Source organism: Gallaecimonas kandeliae, from assembly GCF_030450055.1.
Lineage (GTDB): Bacteria > Pseudomonadota > Gammaproteobacteria > Enterobacterales > Gallaecimonadaceae > Gallaecimonas > Gallaecimonas kandeliae.
Window position 1 is genome coordinate 2,545,350 of sequence record NZ_CP118480.1, and the last position, 24,519, is coordinate 2,569,868.

21 protein-coding genes are annotated in these 24,519 nt (G+C 61.9%); 2 read left to right on the forward strand and 19 right to left on the reverse strand.

Annotated elements, in window-relative coordinates; all coding sequences use genetic code 11:
* Positions 1–3 precede the first annotated feature (3 nt).
* The 19 genes from tilS to rpsB all read right to left on the reverse strand — a co-directional run bounded on the left by tilS (position 4) and on the right by rpsB (position 20,857).
* A complete protein-coding gene (gene tilS / locus PVT67_RS12630; protein WP_301493989.1) occupies positions 4–1,251 on the reverse strand; it encodes a tRNA lysidine(34) synthetase TilS in 1,248 nt (415 codons plus the stop codon).
* Positions 1,251–2,207, reverse strand: coding sequence for an acetyl-CoA carboxylase carboxyl transferase subunit alpha (gene accA, locus PVT67_RS12635; protein ID WP_301493991.1), 957 nt, complete (start codon positions 2,205–2,207; stop codon positions 1,251–1,253). Before accA ends, tilS begins: the two co-directional genes overlap by 1 nt.
* 30 nt (positions 2,208–2,237) lie before the next feature.
* Complete coding sequence (gene dnaE, locus PVT67_RS12640) at positions 2,238–5,744, reverse strand: DNA polymerase III subunit alpha (protein ID WP_301493993.1); 3,507 nt, start codon at positions 5,742–5,744, stop codon at positions 2,238–2,240.
* The gene (gene rnhB / locus PVT67_RS12645; RefSeq protein WP_301493995.1) at positions 5,741–6,310 is read right to left on the reverse strand and encodes a ribonuclease HII; all 570 of its coding nucleotides are present in this window, start codon (positions 6,308–6,310) and stop codon (positions 5,741–5,743) included. The genes dnaE and rnhB overlap by 4 nt, the downstream gene beginning before the upstream one ends.
* Positions 6,304–7,437, reverse strand: a complete 1,134-nt coding sequence (lpxB, locus tag PVT67_RS12650) for a lipid-A-disaccharide synthase (protein ID WP_301493997.1) — start codon at positions 7,435–7,437, stop codon at positions 6,304–6,306. Before lpxB ends, rnhB begins: the two co-directional genes overlap by 7 nt.
* Before the next feature lies 1 nt (position 7,438).
* Positions 7,439–8,209 (reverse strand): acyl-ACP--UDP-N-acetylglucosamine O-acyltransferase, encoded by a 771-nt coding sequence (gene lpxA / locus PVT67_RS12655; RefSeq protein ID WP_301493999.1) that lies wholly within the window; start codon positions 8,207–8,209, stop codon positions 7,439–7,441.
* 2 nt (positions 8,210–8,211) lie between these two features.
* Positions 8,212–8,664, reverse strand: coding sequence for a 3-hydroxyacyl-ACP dehydratase FabZ (gene fabZ / locus PVT67_RS12660; protein ID WP_336407744.1), 453 nt, complete (start codon positions 8,662–8,664; stop codon positions 8,212–8,214).
* 20 nt (positions 8,665–8,684) lie between these two features.
* Positions 8,685–9,728: a UDP-3-O-(3-hydroxymyristoyl)glucosamine N-acyltransferase gene (lpxD, locus tag PVT67_RS12665; RefSeq protein WP_301494001.1), complete on the reverse strand. Its 1,044-nt coding sequence runs from the start codon at positions 9,726–9,728 to the stop codon at positions 8,685–8,687.
* A 2-nt stretch (positions 9,729–9,730) separates the two neighbouring features.
* Positions 9,731–10,240 (reverse strand): OmpH/Skp family outer membrane protein, encoded by a 510-nt coding sequence (locus tag PVT67_RS12670; protein ID WP_301494004.1) that lies wholly within the window; start codon positions 10,238–10,240, stop codon positions 9,731–9,733.
* 22 nt (positions 10,241–10,262) lie between these two features.
* A complete protein-coding gene (gene udp / locus PVT67_RS12675; RefSeq protein WP_301494007.1) occupies positions 10,263–11,015 on the reverse strand; it encodes a uridine phosphorylase in 753 nt (250 codons plus the stop codon).
* Positions 11,016–11,024: 9 nt separating this feature from the next.
* Positions 11,025–13,493 carry an outer membrane protein assembly factor BamA gene (gene bamA / locus PVT67_RS12680; protein WP_419181014.1) on the reverse strand — a complete coding sequence of 823 codons (2,469 nt, stop codon included), beginning with the start codon at positions 13,491–13,493 and terminating at the stop codon, positions 11,025–11,027.
* A 27-nt stretch (positions 13,494–13,520) separates the two neighbouring features.
* The gene (gene rseP, locus PVT67_RS12685) at positions 13,521–14,852 is read right to left on the reverse strand and encodes a sigma E protease regulator RseP (RefSeq protein WP_301494011.1); all 1,332 of its coding nucleotides are present in this window, start codon (positions 14,850–14,852) and stop codon (positions 13,521–13,523) included.
* Positions 14,846–16,024 (reverse strand): 1-deoxy-D-xylulose-5-phosphate reductoisomerase, encoded by a 1,179-nt coding sequence (gene ispC, locus PVT67_RS12690; RefSeq protein WP_301494013.1) that lies wholly within the window; start codon positions 16,022–16,024, stop codon positions 14,846–14,848. The genes rseP and ispC overlap by 7 nt, the downstream gene beginning before the upstream one ends.
* The gene (locus PVT67_RS12695; protein WP_301494015.1) at positions 16,024–16,866 is read right to left on the reverse strand and encodes a phosphatidate cytidylyltransferase; all 843 of its coding nucleotides are present in this window, start codon (positions 16,864–16,866) and stop codon (positions 16,024–16,026) included. Before PVT67_RS12695 ends, ispC begins: the two co-directional genes overlap by 1 nt.
* A 23-nt stretch (positions 16,867–16,889) precedes the next feature.
* On the reverse strand, positions 16,890–17,666 hold the full coding sequence (uppS, locus tag PVT67_RS12700) for a polyprenyl diphosphate synthase (protein ID WP_301494017.1): 777 nt from the start codon (positions 17,664–17,666) through the stop codon (positions 16,890–16,892).
* Positions 17,667–17,746: 80 nt separating this feature from the next.
* Entirely contained in the window at positions 17,747–18,304 is a 558-nt protein-coding gene (gene frr / locus PVT67_RS12705; RefSeq protein ID WP_301494019.1) for a ribosome recycling factor, read from the reverse strand.
* Positions 18,305–18,324: 20 nt separating this feature from the next.
* Positions 18,325–19,056 (reverse strand): UMP kinase, encoded by a 732-nt coding sequence (gene pyrH, locus PVT67_RS12710; protein ID WP_301494021.1) that lies wholly within the window; start codon positions 19,054–19,056, stop codon positions 18,325–18,327.
* A gap of 91 nt (positions 19,057–19,147) precedes the next feature.
* On the reverse strand, positions 19,148–20,038 hold the full coding sequence (gene tsf / locus PVT67_RS12715; RefSeq protein WP_301494023.1) for a translation elongation factor Ts: 891 nt from the start codon (positions 20,036–20,038) through the stop codon (positions 19,148–19,150).
* Positions 20,039–20,134: 96 nt separating this feature from the next.
* Positions 20,135–20,857, reverse strand: coding sequence for a 30S ribosomal protein S2 (rpsB, locus tag PVT67_RS12720; RefSeq protein WP_301494025.1), 723 nt, complete (start codon positions 20,855–20,857; stop codon positions 20,135–20,137).
* A 199-nt stretch (positions 20,858–21,056) separates the two neighbouring features.
* Between rpsB and map the strand changes: the two genes are divergently transcribed.
* Together map and glnD are read left to right on the forward strand one after the other, a co-directional pair.
* Positions 21,057–21,845, forward strand: a complete 789-nt coding sequence (map, locus tag PVT67_RS12725) for a type I methionyl aminopeptidase (protein WP_301494027.1) — start codon at positions 21,057–21,059, stop codon at positions 21,843–21,845.
* 40 nt (positions 21,846–21,885) lie between these two features.
* Positions 21,886–24,456: a [protein-PII] uridylyltransferase gene (gene glnD, locus PVT67_RS12730; RefSeq protein WP_301494029.1), complete on the forward strand. Its 2,571-nt coding sequence runs from the start codon at positions 21,886–21,888 to the stop codon at positions 24,454–24,456.
* The last annotated feature ends 63 nt before the right edge of the window (positions 24,457–24,519 follow it).

The window sequence follows — 24,519 nt, forward strand, 5'->3', positions numbered from 1 at the left end:
CCATCAAGGCCGTTTTTTCATAAAGGGCATCAAAGCGGGATCATTCGGAACCGGGAACAGCCCTCCTTGCTCATAATGCTCCTTGGCCACCGCCAGGCCCGGCACCGCCAGCAGCTGGCCGTCCTTAGACACCAGCAACGGCCAACGGGATCGCAGCCAGGGTGGCACGCCCCATTCCTGCCAAAGCTTCTTGAGGGTACGGCCCTTGTCCCTGTCCTGGGGGTGGAAAGGCGTCGCGCCCGGCAGGTCGAAGGCCAATTGCCAGGGGATGCCGGCAGGCAGGCCACCTCCCGGCAGCCAAGCCAGCTCGGCGCTTGCCTGTGTCTCGGCAGGCAGCGGATACCAGCGCCCCTGGAAACGTCCAAAGCCTCCCACCTGGGCCTGAGCATCCGCCCTGGCCTGCTGCTGCGCCAGCAGTTCCCTGAGCTGCTTATGGCTGAGCGCCCTGCCGTTCTCGGCTGCCCAGGCCTTGAGCAGCAGGGCGGCAGCCTCATCGGGCACGCCGGTGATATCCAGGCTGCCGTCGGCATGGCGGCGACGCTTCAGCTCCTGTGACAGCAGCCAGTCCCTGGCCGGCCGCTCCTCTGCCAGCAGTTCGGCACTGCGGGCCAGCCCCCGGGCAAAGCCCGGCAGGCGGCTTTGTGCCAGGGGCAGCAGGCTTTGGCGCAGGAAATTGCGGTCGAAGCCTTGATCCTGGTTGGACTCGTCTTCCACCCAGGAGAGCCCCTGGGCCTGGGTCTCCAGCTCGGCGCGGCTCAGCCCCAGCAGGGGCCGGACCAGCAGGCCAGCGCCGAAAGGACGGGCGATAGGCATGGCGCAGAGGCCCTCGAAGCCGGCGCCGCGCTTTGCTGCCAGCAGCAAGGTCTCGGCCTGGTCGTCCAGGTGATGGGCCGTGACCAGGCAGTCCCCTTGGCCAACATGCTTGGCCAGCAAGGCATAACGCCCTTCCCTTGCCAGGGCCTCCAGGCTCTGGCGCGGCCCCTTCTCCAAGCTGAGCCTTTCCAACACGAAATCCACGCCAAGAAGCCGGCATTGACCTTCGCAATGGGTCGCCCAGGCATCGGCATTGGCGGAGAGGCCGTGGTGAACATGCACCGCCTTGAGCCTAAGGGCAGGATGGCGCTCCCGATAAGCGGCCAGACCATGAAGCAGCACCATGGAGTCGAGGCCACCACTCAGGGCCAAAACGACAGAGCCCCCGCCGAGGCGGGGGCCAAGATGTTGCTCGAGGGCGTCGAGAACGGGCTGCATCAGCAGTAGCCGTACCCCATCAGCCGCTCGTAACGCTGGTCCAGCAGGCTGGTGCTGTCGAGGCCACGCACTGCGTCCAGGTCAGCGATGATACGGCCTTTGAGGCGCTCGGCCATCAGCGCCGGGTTGCGGTGGGCGCCGCCCAGGGGCTCCTCGATGATGTTGTCGATGAGCTTGAGTTCCTTGAGGCGGTCGGCGGTGATGCCCATGGCCTCGGCAGCGGTGCTGGCCTTGTCGGCGCTCTTCCAGAGGATGGAGGCGCAGCCTTCGGGGCTGATCACCGAATAGGTGGAATATTGCAGCATGTTGACACGATCGCCGACGCCGATGGCCAGGGCGCCGCCGGAGCCACCTTCACCGATCACGGTGCAGATCACCGGTACCTTGAGGGTGGACATCACCTTGAGGTTGCGGGCGATGGCCTCGCTCTGACCCCGCTCCTCGGCACCGACGCCCGGGTAGGCGCCAGGGGTGTCGATGAAGGTGATGATGGGCATCTTGAAGCGCTCGGCCATTTCCATCAGGCGCAGGGCCTTGCGGTAACCTTCAGGGCGGGGCATGCCGAAGTTGCGCTTGGTGCGCTCGCGCACGTCGCGGCCCTTCTGCTGGCCGATGATCATCACCGGCTCCCCTTCGAGGCGGGCGATACCGCCGACAATGGCCTTGTCGTCGGCAAAGGCACGGTCACCGGCCAGTTCGTCGAACTCGGTGAAGATGTGCTCTATATAGTCCAGGGTGTAGGGACGCTGGGGATGGCGGGCTATCTTCGCCACCTGCCAAGGGGTCAGATCGGTGAAGATCTTCCTGGTCAGCTCGTCACATTTGTCCTTGAGGCGGCCGATCTCCTCGTTGAGGTTGAGATCCACACCGCTGCTGTCGCCTACCGCTTTGAGCTCCTCGATCTGGGCCAGCATCTCGGCGATAGGTTGTTCGAAATCCAAAAAGTTAAGGCTCATGTTGTATCCGTCGTTTTAAATGGCTTCGCCTTAAGCGTCGTATTGAAGCGTAACCGCTTCTTTCCCCAGCAGGTTACCCAACTGGTACAGTAATGCATCTTCCGGCATCACCCGCCATCTGACCCCAAGTTTCAATTCTCCCTGGGCCTCTCTGTTACCCAAGGCAAGGGTGACAGGACAGGTCCCCTGGCTGAAGGGTTCCAGTACCGCCAGCAGCTGCTGCGCCTCCAGATCCTCGCTAAGGACCAGCTTGAGACCCCTGGCGTGGCGCTCCCGGGCCTGGGTGATGGTCATCACAGAGCGCGCCGTCATTCTATAGCCCCCGGAAAAGTCATCAAAGCTGACCTGTCCCTCGACCACCAACACCAGATCCGGTGCCAAAAGATCCTGATATTGCTCGTAAGTGTCAGCATATAGCATGACATCCAGTCGTGCCGAGCCATCATCCAGGGTCACTATGCCCCAGCGCTTGCCGTTGCGCTTGTTGATCATGGGCCGCACCGCCAGCACCAGGCCGGCCAGGGCCACGGTGCCGCCCTTGGGCGTGGGCTGTACGTCCGACAGCCTGGCACGCACCAGGTGCTTGAGCTCCGGCAGGTAGCGGTCTATGGGATGCCCGGAGAGATAAAGCCCCAGGGTCTCCCGCTCGCCCATCAGCCATTGCTCGTCTGGCCAGGCCTGGGCCTGGGCGAAGCTCTGCTGGCTGTCGTCCGGGCTCTCGTTGACCAGGCCGAAGAGATCTCCCTGGCCGACGCTCTGGGCCTTGGCGTGCTGGTCGGCGGCCTTGATGGCCTCGTCCAGGCTGGCAAAGAGCCTGGCCCTTTGCTCACCCAGTTTGCCTTTGAGGCTGCCCTTGATGGGACCCAGGTGGTCCATGGCACCGGCCTGCACCAGCTTTTCCAGCACCCGGCGGTTGACCTTCTTGATGTCGACGCGGTTGCAGAAATCAAAGAGGTCCGTGAAGGGCCCCCCCTCGTTTCGGGCCTCGAGGATCACCTCTATGGGGCCTTCGCCGACGCCCTTGATGGCGCCGATGCCGTAAACCACGGCGCCCTGCTCGTTGACGGTGAACTTGTAGAGGCCGGTGTTGACGTCCGGCGGCTCTATCTGGATGCCGAGGCGCCTGACCTCGTCCACCAAGGTCACTATCTTGTCGGTGTTGTCCATATCGGCGGACATCACCGCCGCCATGAACTCGGCCGGGAAGTGGGTTTTTAACCAGAGGGTCTGGTAGGATACCAGGGCATAGGCGGCGGAGTGCGACTTGTTAAAGCCATAACCGGCGAATTTCTCCACCAGGTCGAAGATCTTCATTGCCAGTTCGCCGTCGACGCCGTTGGCCTTGGCGCCGTCCTCGAAGGTGGCCCGCTGTTTGGCCATCTCCTCCGGCTTCTTCTTACCCATGGCCCGGCGCAACAAGTCGGCGCCGCCCAGGCTGTAGCCGGCCAGTTCCTGGGCTATCTGCATCACCTGCTCCTGGTAGAGGATGATGCCGTAGGTGGGCTCCAGTATGGGCTTGAGGCACTCGTGCTGGTACTGAGCGTCGGGGTAGGAGATCTCCTCCCGGCCGTGCTTACGGTCGATGAAGTTGTCCACCATGCCCGACTGCAGCGGGCCGGGGCGGAACAGGGCCACGAGGGCGATCATGTCCTCGAAGCAGTCGGGCTGCAGGCGCTTGATGAGCTCCTTCATGCCCCGGGATTCGAGCTGGAAGACGGCCGTGGTTTCGGCGTTCTGCAACCGCTTGAAGCTGAGCTTGTCGGCCAGGGGAATGGCGGCGATGTCCACCGGCTCCCGGCCTTCTTTCGCCAGGCGCGGGTTTATCATGCCCAGCGCCCAGTCGATGATGGTCAGGGTCCTAAGACCCAGGAAGTCAAACTTGACCAAGCCCGCGTATTCCACGTCGTTCTTGTCGAACTGGGTAACGGGGTGGTTGCCGACATCGTCGCAGTAGATGGGCGCGAAATCGGTGATGGTGGTGGGGGCTATCACCACACCGCCGGCGTGCTTGCCGGCGTTACGGGTGACCCCTTCGAGTTTGCGCGCCATGTCGATGACGGCCCGCACTTCCTCATCGCCGTCGTAGACTTCCTGGAGGCGAGGCTCTTCTTCGAAGGCCTTGGCCAGGGTCATGCCGGGGTCGCCAGGAATGAGCTTGGAGATACGGTCCACGAAGCCATAGGGGTGGCCCATGACCCGGCCCACGTCCCGCACCACCGCCTTGGCGGCCATGGTACCGAAGGTGATGATCTGGGACACGGCATCCCGGCCGTAGAGCTCGGCCACGTGGTCTATGACCTGGTCACGCTTGTCCATGCAGAAGTCGACGTCGAAGTCGGGCATGGAGACCCGCTCTGGGTTCAGGAAGCGTTCGAACAGCAGGTCGAATTCCAGGGGGTCGAGGTCTGTTATCTTAAGGGCATAGGCCACCAGGGAGCCGGCCCCCGAGCCCCGGCCGGGACCCACGGGGATGTCGTTATCCTTTGACCACTGGATAAACTCCATCACGATCAGGAAGTAGCCAGGGAAGCCCATCTGGTTGATCACCTCAAGCTCTATCTTGAGGCGTTCGTCATACTCGCCGCGCTTCTCGGCCCGCACCGCTTCGTCGGGAAAGAGGAACTCGAGGCGCTCTTCCAGGCCTTTTTCTGAGACCTTGACCAGGTAGTCCTCGATACTCAGGTCACCTGTGGGGAAGTTGGGCAGGAAGTACTCGCCGAGGCGTACAGTCACGTTGCAGCGCTTGGCGATCTCGACGGTGTTTTCGAGGGCCGCGGGGATGTCGGCAAAGAGCTCGGCCATCTCGTCAGGGGTCTTGAGATATTGCTCGGCGCTGTAGCGCTTGGGACGCTGGGGGTCGGCCAGCACATAGCCGTCGCGGATGGCGACCCGGGTCTCGTGGGCGTCGAAGTCTTCCTTGGCCAGGGTCACCACCTCGTTGGTGGCCACCACCGGCAACCCCTGCTGCTGGGCAAGCGCCACCGCATAATGCAGGTAGTTTTCCTCGTCAGGCCGTCCTGTTCGCAGCAGTTCGAGGAAGAAACGTTCGGGGAAATACTGCTGGTAGAAGCCGACGGCTTCTTCGACCAGGACGCTGTTGCCCTTGAGCAGCCCTACCCCTATGTCCCCTTCCCTGCCACCGGACAGCAGGATCAATCCTTCGCTGTGGTGGGCCAGCCAGTCCCTGTCCACCACGGGCCTGCCCTGCACATGGCCGCGCAGGTAGGACTTGGAGATGAGCATGGTGAGGTTCTGGTAGCCGGCGTTGTCCAGGCACAGAGCGGTCAGCCGGTAGAGCTGCTCGCCCATAGACTCGCTTTGCAGCCAGAGATCGGCACCGACAATGGGCTTGATACCGGCGCCGTGGGCAGCGCCATAGAAGCGCACCAGGCCGCAGAGGTTGCCCTGGTCGGTGATGGCCAGGGCCGGGTAAGCCAGTTCGGCGGCTTTCTTGACGATGGGGTTGACCTTGGCCAGGCCATCCACCATGGAGAAATCGGAATGGACCCGCAGATGGATAAAAGTCGGTGTGCTCATGCGTCCTGTCCCAGGGCCAGGCGTACCGGGCGAAAGCTGCGCCTGTGAGCCGCTATGGGCCCCAGTTCGGCCAGCCTTGCCAGGTGTTCGGCCGTGGGGTAACCCTTGTGCTTGTCGAACCCATACTGGGGATATTGCTGGTGCAGCGCAACCATCTCGGCGTCCCTGGCCACCTTGGCGAGGATACTGGCCGCACCAATGGCCGGCTCGAGGGCGTCGCCCTTGACGATGGCCCGGGCAGGCATGGTGAGCTTGGGCACCTTGTTGCCGTCGATCAGGGCTTCACTGGGCTGGATGGCCAGGCCCTCGACGGCGCGGCTCATGGCCAGCATGGTGGCCTGGAAGATGTTGAGCTCGTCGATCTCGGCCGGCGTGGCTCTGGCCACACACCATGCCAGGGCCTTCTCGCGGATCTCGATGGCCAGGGCCTCGCGGCGCTTGGCGCTGAGCTTCTTGGAATCGGTCAGGCCGGCGATGGGATTATGGGGGTCGAGGATGACGGCGGCCGTCACCACGTCACCCACCAGGGGGCCGCGCCCTACTTCATCGACACCGGCGATCAGCATGTCAGCTCCAATACGGCTTCGGCGGCCCGCTCGGAGGCGTTGCGGCGGATCTGCTCGTGGAGCTCGCGGAAGCGGGCCGGGTTTTCGCGCTGCGCCTCGCCAAGAGCGCCGGCCACGGCCTGGGCTATGGCCTCGGGGGTGGCGTCGTCCTGGATAAGCTCGGGCACCCAATCGGCATCGGCCAACAGGTTGGGCAGGCTGAAGCGCTTGACCCTGACCAGCTTCTTGGCCAGCCAGTAGGTGAAGGGATGGACCTGGTAAGCCACCACCATGGGCTTCTTGGCCAGCATGGCCTCCAGGGTGGCAGTGCCCGAAGCCAGCAGCACGGCATCAGAAGCGGCCATCACTTCCCGGCCCTGGCCGTCGACGACACTGGTGTCGGGGAGCTCGGCAAAGACGGTTTCGATCTGGGCGCGGCGCTTGGCGTTGGCGGCCGGGATCAAAAAACGCAGCCCCGGAAACTGGGCCTTAAGCCTGAGAGCCACCTCCTTGAACAGGGGCGCCATGCGGGCCACCTCGCCGCCCCTGGAGCCTGGCAACACCGCCAGGGTCGGGTGGGATTCATCTAACCCCAAGGCCTGCCAGGCACCGCTGACATCCACGTCCAGCGGCATGCGATCGGCCAAAGGGTGGCCGACGAAGACGCAGGGGTGGTCGTGACGATCGTAGAAGGCCTTCTCGAAAGGCAGCAGGGCCAGCACCAGATCGGTGGCGGCCTTGACCTTGAACACCCGCTTTTCCCGCCAGGCCCAAACCGAGGGACTGACGTAATGCACCGTCTTGATGCCCTGCTCCTTGAGGCGCCGCTCGACACCCAGGTTGAAATCAGGGGCATCGATGCCGATGAAGACGTCGGGCGGGTTGTCGATGAAATGGCGGACTATCTGCTTGCGGATACTGAGCAGGCGCGGCAGGTGCTTGAGCACCTCCACCAGCCCCATCACCGACAGCTCTTCCATGTCGAAGTGGCTATGAAAACCAAGGGCCTGCATGCGCGGGCCCCCTATGCCTTCAAACTGGATCTCGGGGTGTCGGGCCTGGAGGGCGGCCATGAGGTCGGCCCCCAGCAGATCGCCTGAGGCCTCCCCCGCTATGATGCCGATGCGCAGCGGTCTGGAAAGGGCCATCTCAGCGAATGATGCCGCGTTCGGACTGGTCGATGAAGCTCAGCATCTCGCCGACGGCGGGCTCGTCCGCTGCCAGCTTGGCCAGCTCTTCCTTGGCCTGCTCCAGGGTCAGGTTCTGGCGGTAGAGGGCCTTGTAGGCATTGCGCAGGGCACGGATGCTGTCTTTGGAATAGCCGCGGCGCTTGAGGCCTTCGATGTTGATGCCAAAGGGCTCGGCACGCATGCCGGCGCACATCACGAAGGGCGGCACGTCCTGCACCACCAGGGCGCAGGCGCCGACGAAGGCGTGGGCCCCGACCTTGGCGAACTGGTGCACCCCGGCTTGGCCGCCGAGGATGGCCCAGTCGCCCACATGGGCGTGGCCGGCCAGGGCCGAGTAGTTAGCCATGATGACGTTGTTGCCGATGACGCAGTCGTGGGCCACATGCACATAGGCCATGAACAGGTTGTTGTTGCCGATGGACGTCAGCCCCTGGTCCTGCACTGTGCCGCGGTGGATGGTCACGGACTCGCGGATGATGTTGTCGTCACCTATCACCAGGCGGGTTGGCTCACCCTTGTACTTCTTGTCCTGGCATTCTTCGCCGACAGAAGCGAACTGGAAGATGCGGTTACGCTTGCCGATGACGGTGGGGCCCTTGACCACAACGTGGGACAGGATCTCGGTGTCATCACCAATTTCGACGCCCGGGCCTATGTAGCTCCAGGGGCCAACCTTGACGTTGTTGCCCAGCTTGGCTTCGGGATGGACGAAAGCTTGAGGATCGATCACGTTCAGATCTCGCGTTTGGCGCACATCAGGTCGGCTTCGCAGACCAGATTGCCATCGACCAGGGCCTTACAGTGGAACTTGCCGATGCCCGCCTTGAGTTTGACGATTTCCACTTCAAAGATCAGGGTATCACCCGGTACCACAGGCTGCTTGAAACGGGCGTTGTCGATACCGGCAAAATAGTAGAGGACGCCATCTTCGGGCTTCTGGTTGGCCGTTTTAAACGCCAGTATTCCTGTCGCCTGGGCCATGGCTTCCAGCAGCAGTACCCCCGGCATCACCGGCTTCTGGGGGAAGTGGCCCTGGAAGAAAGGTTCATTGATGGTGACATTTTTCAAAGCCACCAGGGTTTCACCGACCTTGTAGTCCAGCACCTTGTCCACCAGCAGGAAGGGGTAACGGTGCGGCAGATGGTCCATCACCTCGATGATGTCCATGGTGTTCATTTCATTCATGATAGGTCGTCGTCCAATAGTCATTCTTTTTTTTCGCCGGCCTGCTCCATGGCGGCCAGCTTCTCTTCCAGGCCCTTGAGGCGCCTGTGCATGTCATCCAACTGCCGGTAACGGGCAGCGTTTTTGCGCCATTCGCGGTTCTGGGCAACGGGCATACCGGAGCTGTAGACACCGGGCTCGGTAATGCTCTTGATCACCATGGACATGCCGGTGATGGTGGTGCCGTCGGCGATCTCCAGGTGGCCCGATATGGCGCAGGCGCCGCCAATGATACAGTATTTTCCGACCTTCACCGAGCCCGCGAAGACGGTAGTGCCGGCCACGGCGCTGCCGGTGCCGATATGAACGTTGTGGGCTATCTGTACCTGGTTGTCGATGATGACATTGTCTTCGATGACGGTATCATCCAAGGCGCCGCGATCTATAGTGGTGCCGGCCCCTATCTCTACATGGCTGCCGATACGCACGCCACCTGTCTGGGGGATGGGCTCCCACTTACCTTTGTCGTTGGCGTAGCCGAAACCATCGGCACCGATGACAGCGTTGGCGTGCACCTTACAAAAGGCGCCCAGGCTGACGCCGTGGTAGATGGCGACGTTGGACCAGATGAGGCTGCCTTCCCCGATGCGGCTGTTCTTGCCGATAAAGCAGTGCGGCCCCACCTTGACGCCGCTGTCCAGCACGACGCCACTCTCGATGACGCTATAGGGTCCTATGGCGACGCCCTCCCCTATGATGGCGTCAGGGGCTATCACGGCAGTGGAGTGAATGCCTTCGGCCGGAGCCGGGGTGCTATCCAGCAGCTGGGCCACCTTGGCAAACCCCAGGTAGGGGTTTTTCATGACCAGGGCGGCGCCTTGCCAATAAGGCAAATCGGCTTCGGACAGTATCACTGCCGAAGCCTTGGAATCTTCGAGGTGCTTGCGGTATTTGCTGTTGGCCAGGAAAGCGACCTGGCCCTCGGTGGCGTGCTCCAGGGTGGCGACCCGGCTGATTGCCAGGTCGCCGTCCCCTACAAAGCGGGCACCCACCAGCTCGGCCAGTTTGGCCAGGCTATAGGTCATGCTTACTTACCTTTGGAGACCTGGGCAATGACCTTGTCAGAGATGTCTACATCGTTGGAGATGTAGGCAACGGCTGCACGCTGCAGCACTACGTCATACTTGCCCTTGGCAACGGCGTCGACGGCCTTCTGGATGGTGTCCAGCAGCTTGTTGCGTTCTTCGCCTTGACGGTTACGCATGTCTTCGTCCAGCGCCTTGCGCTTAAGCTGGTAGTCAGCCTGCAGCTGCTCCATCTTACGGGACAGGTCGGTCTTCTGGCTGTCGGTCATGATGGAGGCATCGCGATGAGCTTTGTCCTGGATGTCTTTCATCTGATCTTCGAGTTTGCGTACGGCTTCGATGCGGTCGGCAAATTCTTTTTCCAGTTTCTTACCAACTTCTTCCCGCTGGGGAAGGGATTGGAAGACTTTGGCCATGTCGACCACGGCGATACGAGCTTCGGCAGCGGCGGGCAGGGCCACACCGGCGGACAGGGCCAGCGCCAGGCCGGCGCCGATCAGTGACTTCTTCAAGATTCTCTCCTTATTGTGACTGCTAAAGCAGCTTCTTGGCTGCGCCCAGCACGACCTGGATAGCCAGCGCCTCGGTCTGTGCCAAGGTCGACTCATCCGGGATCTCCTGCTGGGTTCGGTTAACCACCACCCCCGCCACACAGCCAGCTTTCAATCCCTGGCTGGCACACATGGTGAGAAGAGTGGCCGATTCCATCTCATAATTCAGCACGCCCATGGCCTGCCACTCCTTGAGTGAACCCTGGAAGCGCTGTACTACTCGGCCCGAAAAGGTGTCGTACCTTTCCTGGCCGGGATAGAAGGTGTCAGACGATGCCGTCACACCTATGACGGGCTTGACGCCCTGATCTCGAGCCGCCGTTACCAGCGCCTCGGTGCAATCGAAGCTCGCCACCGCAGGAAACTCCAGGGGGGCGAAATGTTGGCTGGCACCGTCGAGACGTACCGAGCCTGTGGTCACTATGATACTGCCGACTTGGATGTCCGGCTGGATTGCCCCAGTTGTACCGATGCGCAGGAAGGTACGCACCCCCAACTGGGCCAGTTCTTCCACGGCGATGGACGTGGAGGGGCCGCCGATACCGGTGGAACAGACCACCACCGGCTTGCCGGCCAGCTTGCCACGCCAGAGGGTGAATTCCCGCTGGGCCGCCAGGAAGACGGGTTCGTCCAGCAGCTTGGCGATACGTTCTACCCTGGCCGGGTCCCCCGGCACTATTGCCAGGATGGCGCCGCCCAAGTCTGCCTTATCGATGCCGATATGAAACTGTCCCATATTCCGTCCTTAAAAAGTGGTACCGATGTTGAACGAGAAGAATTCTGTCTCGTCACCGGGTTGCTTCTTAAGCGGCCTGGCCAGGCTGAACACCATGGGGCCCATGGGGGAGATCCATTGCAAGCTCAGGCCATAGGACGCCCGGTAGGCACCGGCATCGCTGTAGTCGTAGAACTCCTTGCTACCATCCAGCTTGTCGAGGCTTTGATACTGGCTGTAGTTGAACTCGGTATCCCAGACGTTACCCACGTCCACGAACATGGAGGTCCGTACCGAGTTCGTGTACGCCTCGTCCAGGAAGGGGGTCGGCACTATCATCTCCAGGGTCGCCACCGCCATGGCGTTACCGCCCAAGGCGCCACCTACATAGACTTTGTCTTCAGAAGGAGGTAGGTAGGGAGCACTAGGTGGATTGGTTGAACCATCGTACCCCACCTTATAACGATATATGGCACGGGAGCCGACCGAGTTGGACTTGAAGCCCCTCATGGTCTGGCTGCCGCCGGCGTAGAAGTTCTCCCAGAACGGCAGTATGGCGTCGTTGCCGTTGACGGTGCCATAGCCTTGGGCATAACCCAGCTTGACGTTGGTGGAGATCACCCAGCTCTGGGCCCTGTTGAGCGGCCAGTAGTTGCGGGCATTGAAGTTCAGCTTGTAAAAGTTGAGCTCGGAGTTGGGGGTGGTCACCGAGAGTCCCAGGTCCTGGCTCGAGCCCGCCGTCGGGAAGGTGCCGCGGTTCAGGGTCCGGCGACTCCAGCCGGCGTTCAGCTCGTACTCGTCGTAATGGATCTTGCCATCCAGGATATTCTGGTCGGAATAGACCTTGTAGAAGCGCAGCGCCTGCTCGTGGGCCGAGATGGCACTCAGCCTGGAGTTCTTGTAGCCGAAGCCGAAGGTCAAGCGGTTGTATTCGTTGACCGGGAAGCCGAAGCTGGCGTTAGCCCCCCAGGATTTCTGGCTATAGGCCTCCAGCTGGGCGCTGCCATAATCGATGGAGCTGTAGTAGAGCCTGCCACCGAGGCTGATGGCGTCGATGGTGAAATAAGGGTCCAGGTAGCTGAGGTTGATGGACTTCTGGTAGCTGTTGGTGTTGACGTTGATGCCCACCGACTTGCCGGTGCCCAACCAGTTGCTCTGGGTAATACCGGCACTCAGGGAGAGGCCACCGTAGGAGCCGTAGCCGATACCGGCATTCAGGGAGCCGGACGGTTGTTCCTTGACCTTGAACAGCACGTCGGCCTGGTCAGGCAGGTCTGTGGAACGCTGGGTGTCGGTGTCCACCTTCTCGAAGTAACCGAGGCGGTTGAGACGGTCCTTGGACAGCTCCACCAGGCTGTTGGACAGCCAGGTGCCCTCCATCTGCCGCACTTCCCGGCGCAATACCTCGTCAGAAGTGGTTTCGTTACCCTCAAATTTGACGCTGTGCACGTAGATCCGAGAACCCGGTTCGACGTTGATGTTGAGGGTGACTTCCTTAGTCTTGTCGTCTATCTGCGGATAGGTCTTGACCTTGGGATAGGCATAACCGAAACGGCCCAGGAACTTGGCCAGCATCTCCTCCGTGAAGGTCACCTCGGCACCACTGTAGGTGCTGCCGGCCTTGATGGGGATCAGCTTCTCCAGCAGTTCCTTCTTGTCCAGCAGGTTGCCTACCAGCTTGACGTCCTTGACCTTGTAGACGTCCCCTTCGGTGACGTTGACGGTGACGTAGACGCCGCTGCGATCCGGGCTCATGGATACTTGGGTCGAGTCGACGTTGAAGCGCAGGTAGCCGCGGTCCAGGTAGTAGGACTTGAGGGTCTCGAGATCCGACTCCAGTTTCTGCTTCTGGTAGCGCTTTTCGGAGAACACTTTCCACCAGGCCAGCTTGTCCTTGAGCTCCAGCTTGTCCTTGAGCTCCTCGTTGGAGAACACCTTGTTGCCAACGATGTTGATTTGCTGGATCTCGGCGGCCTTACCTTCCTTGAAGACAAATTTGAGGCCGATCCTGTTGCGGGGCAAAGGCGTGGCGATGGCGTGGACGGTAGCGTCGTATTTACCCACCGAGTAATAGAAGTCCACCAGGCCCTTTTCGATCTGGGTGAGCATGGTGCGGTCCAGCGGTTCACCAACCCGGACATTGGAGTCGTTCAGGCTCTGCTTGAGCTGGTCTTCCTTGATGTCCTTGTTGCCGCTGAAGTCGATGGAGCTGATGGTGGGCCTTTCCTTGACCTTGACCACCAGGGTATCGCCATCGCGCAGCACTTCGATGTTTTCGAAATGGGTAGAGCTGTAGAGGTTGCGTATCAGCTGGGCGATACGGGCTTGGTTGATAACATCGCCAGTCTTGACGGGGACATAGGTCAGGGCAGCGGAGAGGGCGACCCTTTGCAGTCCGTCGATACGGATGTCTTTGACTTTAAAGGCGTCCATCGCCTGGCTGGGCGCGGAGACGGCCGCCAGTACGGCTGCGCACAGCAATGATTGCACGGCTCTCATTGATTTTATTTATCCGTCCTTGCCCCGCTATAACCTTGCGAGGTCGTTAAAAATGGCAATGCCCATCAGCGTCAACAGTAACGCGGCCCCGATGCGGAAGGCCAGGTCCTGGGCGCGTTCAGAAAGGGGTTTGCCACGCACTGCTTCATACATGAAGAACAACAAGTGGCCTCCGTCCAGAACGGGCAGGGGCAGTAAATTGATTATCCCCAGATTAACACTGATAAGCCCTAAAAAACCAAGAAAATGGGCCAGGCCTATACCGGCCGACGCCCCCGCTCCCTGCGCTATGGCGACAGGGCCGGAAAGGTTGCGCAGGGAGAGTTCTCCCGTCACCAGCTTGGCCAGGGTGGAACCGGTCAGAGTCACCATCTGCCAGGTTCGCTTGGCGCCTTCGGTAAAGGCATCCAGAACACCGAAGCGGATCTCGGTCAGCATTTCCGCCGGCCACTTCGGGGCCTGGGGGTAGATGCCGACCACACCTTTACCGTCTTGCTCCTGTGGGACCACGGTCAACGTCTTTTGTTCACCGTCCCTTTGTATCAATAAGCTAAGGGGCTTACCGGGAGAGCTCTGCACCTTCGCGACGAAGCTTTCCCACTCCAGTTTCGCATCTCCCAGGGCCAGCAGCTTGTCCCCGACCTTGAGCCCGGCCTGTTCGGCGGCGCCGCCCTTCGCCAGTTCGGCAATGACGATGTCCATCTTGGGCCTGAAAGGCACCAGGCCTAGGCTGGTGACGCTGCTCTCTTTGTCCGGGTCGAAATGCCACTGGCGGGTATCCAGGCGGTAGTGCCTACTGATCCCGCGCTCGTCCGCCACTGTCAGGGTCAGCTCAGCATCGCCAATATGGCCGACCAGGGCCAGGTTCACCTCGTCCCAGCTGCGGGTCGGGTCCCCGTCGACGGCGGTGATCTGCCCTGGCTCTACCTTGGCCTGGGCGGCAATGGACTGGGGCAAGACCCCTTCCAATACCGGCTTGAGAGCAGGCACCCCTACCAGCCACATCAGCCAATAGATAAGGACGGCGAAAACCAGGTTGGCGGCAGGCCCCGCCGCCACTATGGCGGTACGGGCCTTGAGGGACTGGGTGTTAAAGGCGAGATGCCGCTCTTCTGGCGCCACCTCTTCCACCCTTTCGTCCAGCATCTTGACGTAGCCACCCAGGGGGATGGCGGCGATGACATATTGGGTGCCATCACGGCCCAGGCGCTGCCAGAGCGCCGGACCGAAGCCGATGGAAAACCGTTCTACCTTGACGCCGCAGCGCCTCGCCACCCAGAAGTGGCCGAACTCGTGAATAGTGACCAGGAGTCCCAGGGCGAGGACAAAGAAGAAGAGGTTCCACAGCAGGCTCAGCATGGCAGGCGGTTTTCCACAAATTGGCGACCTTGGCGGTCAAGGGCCAGGATACCGGCTAAATCGCTGACTGTCTCCCGGCCAAAACGGGCCAGGGCCTCTTCCACCAACTGGGCGATGCTGGTAAAGGGAATACGGCCGGCCAGGAAGGCCGCCACCGCCACTTCATTGGCGGCGTTCAGCACAGTAGTGGCACCCTGCCCTGCCTTGCAGGCATCGATAGCGAGATAAAGGCAGGGGTAACGGGCCGGATCCGGTGCTTCAAAGCTGAACTGGCCCAGGGAGAAAAAGTCCAGCGGCCTCACACCGGCGTCGATACGCTCCGGGTAGGCCATGGCGTGGGCTATGGGGGTGCGCATGTCGGGGTTGCCCATCTGCGCCAACACGGAGCCGTCGGCATAGCGCACCATGGAATGGATGATACTCTGGGGATGCAGCACCACTTGGATGTCGGCTGGCGGGCAATCGAAGAGCCAGCGGGCCTCGATGAATTCCAGGCCCTTGTTCATCATGGTGGCCGAATCGACCGAGATCTTCTGGCCCATGGACCAGTTGGGGTGGGCCACCGCCTCGGCCGGGGTGATGGCACCGAAGGTCGCCAGCTCACGGCTGCGGAAGGGGCCGCCCGAGCCGGTCAGCAGCAGTTGGGTGACACCATGGGCCTTGAGCCCCTGTCCCTGCTGGCAGGCATAAGGCAGGGACTGGAAGATGGCGTTGTGCTCTGAATCGATGGGCAACAGCTCGGCGCCGTGTTCGCGCACGGCCGCCATGAACAGCTCCCCGGACATCACCAACGCTTCCTTGTTGGCCAGCAGCACCCGCTTGCCGGCCTTGACGGCAGCCAGGGTCGGCAGCAGGCCGGCGGCGCCCACTATGGCCGCCATCACTTGGGCGGCATCGGGATGGGCGGCGATCTCGCAAAGAGCCGCCTCCCCCACCAGCAGCTCGGTCTTGCCGCCGGCCTTTTTCAGCTCGGCCGCCAGCCAGGGCGCCTTGGCCCCATCCACCAGCACCGCCTGCTCGGGCTTGAACCTCAGGCAGAGCGCCAGCAGCTTTTCGGCGTTGGAATGGGCCGATAACGCCACCACCCGGTACTGGTCCGGGTGGCGAGCTATGACATCCAGGGTGGAATCGCCGATGGAGCCGGTGGCCCCGAGGATAACGACGCCCTGCATCAGACCCCCATGGCCAGCATCACCAACACGAACACCGGCACTGCGGCGGTGATGGAATCGATACGGTCAAGGATGCCGCCGTGGCCCGGCAGTATGGCGCCGGAATCCTTGATACCGGCCTCCCGCTTGAACATGGACTCACAGAGGTCACCCAAGATGGAAGCCAGCACCGTCAGCAGGCTGGCGGCGAGAATGGCGCCGCTGGAGAGGTGAACGGGTTTGAAATAGAGGCTGCCCGTGGCGATGGCCATGGCCAGCAGCAGGCCACCGACCGCCCCTTCCAGGGTCTTGTTGGGGCTGACCCTGGGGGACAGCTTGCGCTTGCCAAGGGTGCGCCCGGTAAAGTAGGCGCCTGTGTCGGCGGCCCAGACCAGCAGCAGCACGAAGAGGATGGCCCAGGCGCCAGCCAGGGGGTCGCTGTCATGGCGCCAGCTACGCAGTATCACCAGGCCGGCCCAGGTCGGCACCAGGGTCAAGGCGCCGAACAGCAGGCGCCAGCGCTGACTCTGCTGCCAGAAGCGGGCATGGCGGGGATATTGGCTGATCAGCACGGCCGCCACTGTCCACCAGGCCCCGGCCAACAATACCAGCAGGCTGTAGAGGCTGGCCGGCTGGCCCCCTTCCCAAAGCAGGGACGCCGGCATCTGCCATTGCATCAGCCCAAGGAAAGCAAAGGTGGCGACCGCCAGCAAGGCCTGGTGGCCACGGCCCTTGAAGCCGGCCAAGGGCGCCCATTCCCAGCCGCCGACGGCGATGAGCGCCGCCGCCACCCAGGCAAAGAGATCCACCGGCAGCCAGAAGATCACCAGCAGCGCCAGGGGCAATAACAGTAGTGCGGTCAAGATCCTTTGCTTGAGCAAAATGATTATCCTTGTTGTTTGTCGTTCATCCAGGCCCGGACCTGGGCGCCGGTGCAGCCAAAACGGCGCTCCCGGCTCAAGAAGGCGGCTACGGCCTCGGCGAAGGCCTGCTCATCGAAATCGGGCCAGAGGGTGTCGGTAAAGTACAGCTCGGCATAAGCCAGCTGCCAGAGCAGGAAATTGGAGATGCGGTGGTCGCCACCGGTACGGATCATCAGATCCACAGGCGGCAGCTCGGCCAGGCAGAGCTGCTGGCCAAGTCTCTCCTCGGTGATTTGCACGCTGTCCAGCTCACCAGCCTTGACCTTATCTGCCAGGCGGCGCGCGGCCTGGGTGATGTCCCAGCGGCCACCGTAGTTGGCAGCCACGTTCAGCACCAGGCCGGTGTTGCTTGCCGTCAGCGCCTGGGCTTCATCAATTTTCTTTTTGAGGCGGTCGGAGAAGGCGCTGGTGTCGCCGATGATGCGCAGCTGGATGTTGTTCTTGTGGAGTTTTTTCACCTCCCGGCCCAGCACCAGGAAGAAGAGTTCCATCAGGAACTTCACCTCTTCTTCGGGACGGCGCCAGTTTTCGGAGGAGAAGGCAAAAAGGGTCAGGGCTTCCACCCCCAGGCGGCTGGCGCAGCGTACCGTTTCCCGGACCGCTTCCACCCCCTGCTTGTGTCCCATGATCCTGGCCTTGCCACGCGCCTCGGCCCAGCGCCCGTTGCCATCCATGATGATGGCGATATGGCGGGGACAGGCCTTGCCGGTGCTGGCATCGAAGGCAGGGTGTTGAGACATCGACGGGTTACCTTGGTTTCAGAATAAACAAACGCCGCACGGCAAAGCCATGCGGCGTCAAAACCTTACCCGATCGGGCCTTAGAATTCCATCAGCTCGGCTTCTTTGGCGGCCAGGACTTCATCGACGTGCTTCACAAAAGCGTCGGTGAGTTTCTGGATCTCGTCCTGGGCACGGCGCTCGTCGTCTTCGGAGATCTCCTTGTCCTTGAGCAGGGCCTTGATGTCGTTGTTGGCATCACGGCGCACGTTGCGGATGGCCACCCGGCCATTTTCCGCCTCGGCGCGTACCAGCTTGACCAGATCCTTGCGGCGCTCTTCGGTGAGCGGCGGCAGCGGGATGCGGATGGTGGTGCCGGCGGAAGACGGATTCAGGCCCAGGTCTGACATCATGATGGCCTTTTCCACGGCCTGGATCATACCGCGGTCAAAGACGGTCAGGGCCAGGGTGCGAGCGTCCTCGGCGGTGATGTTGGCCACCTGCTTGAGGGGGGTGGCGGTGCCGTAGTAGTCCACGCGGATGTTGTCCAGCAGGCTGGGATGGGCGCGGCCGGTACGCACCTTGGCCATCTGGCTCTTGGTGGCGTCCAGGGTTTTTTCCATGCGCGCTTTGGCGTCGGCTTTAATCTCGTTGATCACGGATTGTCGTCCTCGTTGTCTTAGGCCTCATGGGTAATGAGAGTGCCCTCTGGCTCTCCCATCGCCACGGCTTTCAGGGCCCCGGGTTTGTTCATGTTGAATACGCGGATGGGCATGCTGTGGTCGCGGGCCAAGGTAAAGGCGGCGAGATCCATGACTTTCAGTTCCCGGTCCAGTACATCTGCGTAGGTCAGCCTATCATACTTCACGGCATTGGGGTCTTTCACCGGATCGGCGGAATAAACCCCGTCCACCTTGGTGGCCTTGAGTACGCAGTCTGCTTCGATCTCGATGCCGCGCAGGCAGGCGGCGGAGTCGGTGGTGAAGAAGGGGTTGCCGGTGCCGGCGGAGAAGATCACCACCTTGCCGTCGCGCAACATGCCGATGGCGTCGGCCCAGTTGTAGGAGTCACAGACCCCTTTGAGGTCGATGGCGGACATCAGCTTGGCATTGACGTAGGCGCGGTGAAGGGCGTCGCGCATGGCCAGGCCATTCATGACGGTAGCCAGCATGCCCATGTGGTCACCGACGACGCGGTTCATGCCGGCACGGGCCAGGCCTTCGCCGCGGAAGAGGTTGCCGCCGCCGATCACCAGGCCCACCTGGACACCCAACTCGATCAACTCCTTGATTTCGGTAGCCATGCGATCCAGCACTTTGGGATCGATGCCGAAACCTTCATCGCCCATCAGGGCTTCACCGGACAATTTCAGGAGGATACGGCGGTATTGGGGCTTGGTACTGGTGCTCATGATCCATTCTCACCTTGCAGACACAAATCGACCGCGGCCCAAGGCCACGGCCCAGATAAAAAGGAGGCCGGCAAGCCGGCCTCGGTATTTCTTACTGCTTGGCTGCGGCGGCAGCGGCAGCTGCGGCGGCTTGCTGGGCCACTTCGGTAGCGAAGTCGACCACTTCTTTCTCGATGCCTTCACCCACTTCGAAGCGGATGAAACCGGTGACATCGGCACCGGCGGCTTTCAGCAGGTCGCCAACGGATACGGAAGGATCCTTGACGAAGGGCTGGCCGGTCAGGGAGATCTCGCCGGTGAATTTCTTCATGCGGCCTTCGACCATCTTCTCGGCGATTTCCTGGGGCTTGCCGGACTGAACGGCGATGTCGATCTGGATCTGACGCTCTTTCTCGACAACTTCGGCAGCCACGTCTTCGGGCTTGGTGAACTCGGGCTTGGAAGCGGCCACGTGCATGGCAACGTCCTTGGCCAGCTCTTCGCTGCCGCCAACCAGGCTGACCACAACGCCGATACGGCTGCCGTGGTTGTAAACGCCCAGGTTGTCACCTTCAACGATGGTCACACGGCGGAAGCTCATGTTCTCACCGATTTTGGCGATCAGGTTCAGGCGGGTGGTGTCCAGGGTTTCACCGTTGACTTCGGTGGCGCCCAGGGCTTCGACGTCGTTGACGTTGTTGGCCAGGGCAGCTTGAGCAGCGGCGTTGGCCAGGGCCAGGAAGGAAGCGTCCTTGGCTACGAAGTCGGTTTCGCAGTTGATCTCCAGGACGGCAGCCTTGTTGCCTTCCTGGGCGATGATGATGGTGCCTTCGGCGGCGATGCGGCCGGCTTTCTTGGCAGCTTTGGCCTGGCCGTTCTTACGCATCAGCTCGATGGCGGCTTCGATGTCGCCATTGGTCTCGGTCAGGGCTTTTTTGCAATCCATCATGCCAGCAGCAGTGCGATCGCGCAGTTCTTTTACCAGGGCAGCGGTAATTGCCATGTTAAATTCCTCGGTTTTACTTGCCAAAAAACAGGGGCCAGAGGCCCCTGTTAACCAATCCATCCTCGATGGTCAATCAAGGGCGAGACAGATGCCTTACTCGGCAGCTTCTACGAACTCGCCTTCAGCAACGGGAGCGGCGCCTTTGGCATCGTTCACGGTTGCAGCCACGGCACCAACGTACAGTTGGATGGCGCGGATGGCGTCGTCGTTGCCGGGGACTACATAGTCAACACCGTCCGGGTTGGAGTTGGTGTCAACGATGGAGACCACAGGGATACCCAGGTTGTTGGCTTCCTTGATGGCGATGTGCTCGTGGTCGGCGTCGATCACGAACAGAACGTCAGGCAGGCCGCCCATGTCCTTGATACCGCCCAGAGACTTCTCCAGCTTTTCCATTTCGCGGGTCAGGTCCAGCGCTTCTTTCTTGGTCAGCTTTTCGAAGGTGCCGTCTTGGGACTGGGTTTCCAGATCTTTCAGGCGCTTGATGGACTGACGAACGGTTTTCCAGTTGGTCAGCATACCGCCCAGCCAGCGGTGGTTGACGTAGAACTGGCCGCAGCTCAGGGCTGCTTCCTTGACCGCTTCGCTGGCAGCGCGCTTGGTACCTACGAACAGGATCTTGCCTTTCTTACCGGCCACGGAGGACAGGTAGTTCAGGGCATCGTGGAACATCGGCAGGGTCTGCTCGAGGTTGATGATGTGAACCTTGTTGCGGGCACCGAAGATGAAGGGTTTCATCTTGGGGTTCCAGAAACGGGTCTGGTGACCGAAGTGAACGCCGGCTTGCAGCATGTCGCGCATAGAAACTTTGGACATAATCGTCTCCAAAATTGGGGTTAGGCCTCCACGAGTCCCATGCATCCGACCCCTTGAGGGCACCCCGGCGCATGTGTCGACCCGTGTGTGGTTTAGGGTTAATGGCAACTTGGTTTGTAAATTGCCGGCGCGCTTTATACCATAAAGCACCGACCGAAACCAAGGTGAAGCGCAGTTTTTGCGCCAAAAGAGTAGTTGAATGAGTGCCAAGATCAAGACGGCTGACGAGATAGAGAAAATGCGCGTGGCGGGCCGCCTGGCCGCCGAGGTGCTGGAGATGCTCACCCCCCACGTCAAGGCCGGGGTCACCACGGAGGAATTGGACCGCATTGCCCATGACTACATCGTCAATGTGCAGCAGGCCATTCCCGCGCCCCTGAACTACCACGGTTTCCCGAAATCCATCTGCACCTCGGTCAACCACGTGGTCTGCCACGGCATCCCTGCCGATGACAAGGTGCTCAAAGACGGCGACATCATCAACGTCGACGTCACCGTCATCAAGGACGGCTACCACGGCGACACCTCCAAGATGTTCCTGATCGGCAAGCCAAGCATCCAGGCCGAGCGCCTCTGCAAGGTCGCCCAGGAGGCCCTCTACATCGGCATCAAGATGGTCAAGCCCGGTGCCAGGCTCGGCGACATCGGCCATGCCATCCAGAAGCACGTGGAAGCCCATAACTATTCGGTGGTGCGCGACTACTGCGGCCACGGCATCGGCAACGAATTCCACGAAGAGCCCCAGGTGCTGCACTACGGCAAGCCCAAGACCGGCTTCGAGCTCAAGGCCGGTATGTGCCTCACCATAGAGCCCATGGTCAACGTGGGTAAATATCACTGCAAGGTGCTTAAAGATGACTGGACTGTGGTTACCAAGGACCGTAGCCTGTCAGCACAGTGGGAACATACCTTGCTGGTGACCGACAAAGGTGTGGAGGTCCTGACGTTGCGTCCGGACGAAGACCTGCCCCGCGTCATCGAGCACTGATAACAAGCCCCTCACCGAGGGGCTTTTTTGTGGAGCCTGAATGAACGCCGCCCTGGCCCTTCGCGAAAGCCTCAAAGCCCATACCGACAGCCTCAAGGCACGGCTGGGCCCCGATACAGACATCATCGCCCTCATCCACGAGCGGGCCGCCGTCATGGACGCCCTGCTGGTGGAACGCTGGCAGGCCCTGGGGCTGGAACAAGGGCAACTGGCCCTTATCGCCGTCGGCGGCTACGGCCGGGGCGAGCTGCACCCCTATTCCGACGTGGACATACTGGTGCTGTCGGAGAAGGAGCTGACAGCGCCCGAGCAGGACAGCATCAGCCAATTCATCACAGAGCTCTGGGACGCCCGCCTCGACATCGGCCACGCCACCCGTACCCTGGCCGACTGCCTGGATAGGGCCAAAGACGACATCACCATCGCCACCAACCTGCTGGAAGCGCGGCTGCTGTGCGGCCCCCAGGGGCTCTTCGACGCCCTCAAACGCGGCCTGTCCCCGGCCCATTGCTGGCCTGTGGCGGCCTTTTTCAAGGCAAAGGCCGATGAGCAGATAGCCCGCCACGGCCGTTACGACTCCACCGCCTACAACCTCGAGCCCAACCTCAAGGGCAACCCCGGGGGCCTGCGTGACATCCAGACGGTGGTCTGGGTGCTGCTGCGCCACCTCAATCGCAAGGATCTGCCGGCCCTGGCCGAGCAAGGCTGGCTGGAGCAGGAAGAGCTGGACGAGCTCATCGCCTGCCGCGATCACCTCTGGCGGCTGCGCTTTGCCCTGCACCTGGCGGCCGGGCGCAGCGAAGACCGGCTGCTGTTCGACCTCCAACCCGAAGTGGCCAGGCTGCTGGGTTTCGAGGGCGACAACCGCCAGGCGGTGGAGGCCATGATGCAGCAGCTCTACCAGACGTTGCGCCGAGTCTCGGAGCTCAACGCCATCCTCCTGGAAATATTGGCCGAAGAGCTGAGCCCGGAGCCGCACCCGCCGAGCCGCCGCCTGGACGATCTTTTTGATGCCCAGGGCAGCCAGCTGCTGTGCCGCGAGCCGGGGAGACTGGGCGAGCAGCCCCATTACCTGCTGGACCTCTTCCTGCATCTGGCCAGGGACTCCAACCTCACCGGCATCGCCGCCGGTACCTTGAGGGCCTTGCGCGCCCTGCGCCGCGACATAAAGGCGCCGCTTTGCGAAGATCCGCCCTGCCGGGAGCGTTTCATGGCACTGCTGCGTCACCCCAGGGGCCTGGGCCTGCCCTTCAAGCTGATGCACCGCCACGGCATTATGGCCGCCTACCTCCCCGCCTGGGGCAAGATAGTGGGCCAGATGCAGTTCGATCTCTTCCACGCCTACACCGTGGACGAACACACCTACAGGGTGGTGCGCAACGCCTACCGTTTCTCGCTGCCGGACAGGGCCAAGGAGTTCCCCCTGGCAAGCCTGCTGGTGCGGCAGATGCGCAAGCCCGAGCTTTTGTACCTGGCGGCGCTCTTCCACGACATCGCCAAGGGCCGGGGCGGCGACCACTCGGAGCTCGGCGCCGCCGACGCCCTGGCCTTTGGTCAGAGCCATGGCCTTTCCGACATCGACACCCGCCTCATCGCCTGGCTGGTGGAGCACCACCTGGTGATGTCGGTCACGGCCCAGCGCCGGGACATCTCGGATCCGGAAGTGATCCGCCAGTTCGCCGCCCTGGTGCGGGACGAGACCCACCTCAACTACCTCTACTGCCTGACGGTGGCCGACATCCGCGCCACCAACGACAAGCTGTGGAACGACTGGAAAGGCTCCTTGCTGCGCGAGCTTTACTTCGCCTCGCAAAAAGCCCTGCGCCGCGGCCTGGAAAAGCCTATCGACATCAGGCCCGCCATCCGCGAGGCAAAAGAAGAAGCCGGCCGACTGCTGGCCAAGCGCGCCATCAGCCAGAGTGCCTTGAAAGCCCTTTGGCAACGTTTTCGCGCCGACTATTTCCTGCGCCACAGTCCTGAGCAGATCGCCTGGCATGCCGAGGCCATCCTCAAGCACCAGCATAAGGACGGCCCCCTGGTGAAGCTGTCCAAGCACACCACCCGGGGCGGCACCGAACTCTTCGTCTATACCCGCGACAGGCCCCAGCTCTTTGCCGGCATCGCCAGCGTGCTGGACGGCAAGAATCTCTCCATCTTCGATGCCCAGGTCATGACCAGCAAGGACGGCTGGGCCCTGGACTCCCTGGTGGTGGTGGAGCGGGACGGCAGCCCGGTGGAAAGCCCCTCCCGGGTACAGAGCACCAGGCGCGCCCTGGAAAAGGCGCTGCTGCAGGCCAAACTGCCCAAGCCGGCGCAAAGGCCCCTGCCCCGCCAGCTCAAGCCATTCAAGGTGCCGACAGACGTAACCTTCCTGCCGTCCAGCCGCAAGCAGAGCCTGGCCGAGTTCACGGCCCTGGACAGGCCCGGCCTGCTGGCCCAGGTGGGCCAGGTGTTCGCCGAATGTGGCGTTTCCCTCAAGGCGGCCAAGATCACCACCATAGGGGAGCGGGCCGAGGACTTCTTCATCCTCACCACCCTGGACGGCGAGGCCCTCAGCGACGACGAACAGCAGCAATTGCGGGACGCGCTGGTGGACGCCCTGGCGCAATAATGGGGATAATCGGCCGCTACGCCGGAGGAGCCAATTGCCCCTCGGCACCGGCCCTATTGGGGC

What these genes read in the sequence shown, in the direction of transcription:
- dnaE (WP_301493993.1), bottom strand. Translation starts at nt 5,744, where the DNA reads ATGAGCACACCGACTTTTATCCATCTGCGGGTCCATTCCGATTTCTCC.
- tilS (WP_301493989.1), bottom strand. Translation starts at nt 1,251, where the DNA reads ATGCAGCCCGTTCTCGACGCCCTCGAGCAACATCTTGGCCCCCGCCTC.
- accA (WP_301493991.1), bottom strand. Translation starts at nt 2,207, where the DNA reads ATGAGCCTTAACTTTTTGGATTTCGAACAACCTATCGCCGAGATGCTG.
- rseP (WP_301494011.1), bottom strand. Translation starts at nt 14,852, where the DNA reads ATGCTGAGCCTGCTGTGGAACCTCTTCTTCTTTGTCCTCGCCCTGGGA.
- fabZ (WP_336407744.1), bottom strand. Translation starts at nt 8,664, where the DNA reads ATGAATGAAATGAACACCATGGACATCATCGAGGTGATGGACCATCTG.
- rnhB (WP_301493995.1), bottom strand. Translation starts at nt 6,310, where the DNA reads ATGCTGATCGCCGGTGTCGATGAAGTAGGGCGCGGCCCCCTGGTGGGT.
- rpsB (WP_301494025.1), bottom strand. Translation starts at nt 20,857, where the DNA reads ATGTCCAAAGTTTCTATGCGCGACATGCTGCAAGCCGGCGTTCACTTC.
- glnD (WP_301494029.1), top strand. Translation starts at nt 21,886, where the DNA reads ATGAACGCCGCCCTGGCCCTTCGCGAAAGCCTCAAAGCCCATACCGAC.
- ispC (WP_301494013.1), bottom strand. Translation starts at nt 16,024, where the DNA reads ATGCAGGGCGTCGTTATCCTCGGGGCCACCGGCTCCATCGGCGATTCC.
- lpxB (WP_301493997.1), bottom strand. Translation starts at nt 7,437, where the DNA reads ATGGCCCTTTCCAGACCGCTGCGCATCGGCATCATAGCGGGGGAGGCC.
- tsf (WP_301494023.1), bottom strand. Translation starts at nt 20,038, where the DNA reads ATGGCAATTACCGCTGCCCTGGTAAAAGAACTGCGCGATCGCACTGCT.
- pyrH (WP_301494021.1), bottom strand. Translation starts at nt 19,056, where the DNA reads ATGAGCACCAGTACCAAGCCCCAATACCGCCGTATCCTCCTGAAATTG.
- uppS (WP_301494017.1), bottom strand. Translation starts at nt 17,666, where the DNA reads ATGTCTCAACACCCTGCCTTCGATGCCAGCACCGGCAAGGCCTGTCCC.
- udp (WP_301494007.1), bottom strand. Translation starts at nt 11,015, where the DNA reads ATGGGACAGTTTCATATCGGCATCGATAAGGCAGACTTGGGCGGCGCC.
- map (WP_301494027.1), top strand. Translation starts at nt 21,057, where the DNA reads ATGAGTGCCAAGATCAAGACGGCTGACGAGATAGAGAAAATGCGCGTG.
- bamA (WP_419181014.1), bottom strand. Translation starts at nt 13,493, where the DNA reads ATGAGAGCCGTGCAATCATTGCTGTGCGCAGCCGTACTGGCGGCCGTC.
- lpxD (WP_301494001.1), bottom strand. Translation starts at nt 9,728, where the DNA reads ATGACCTATAGCCTGGCCAAACTGGCCGAGCTGGTGGGTGCCCGCTTT.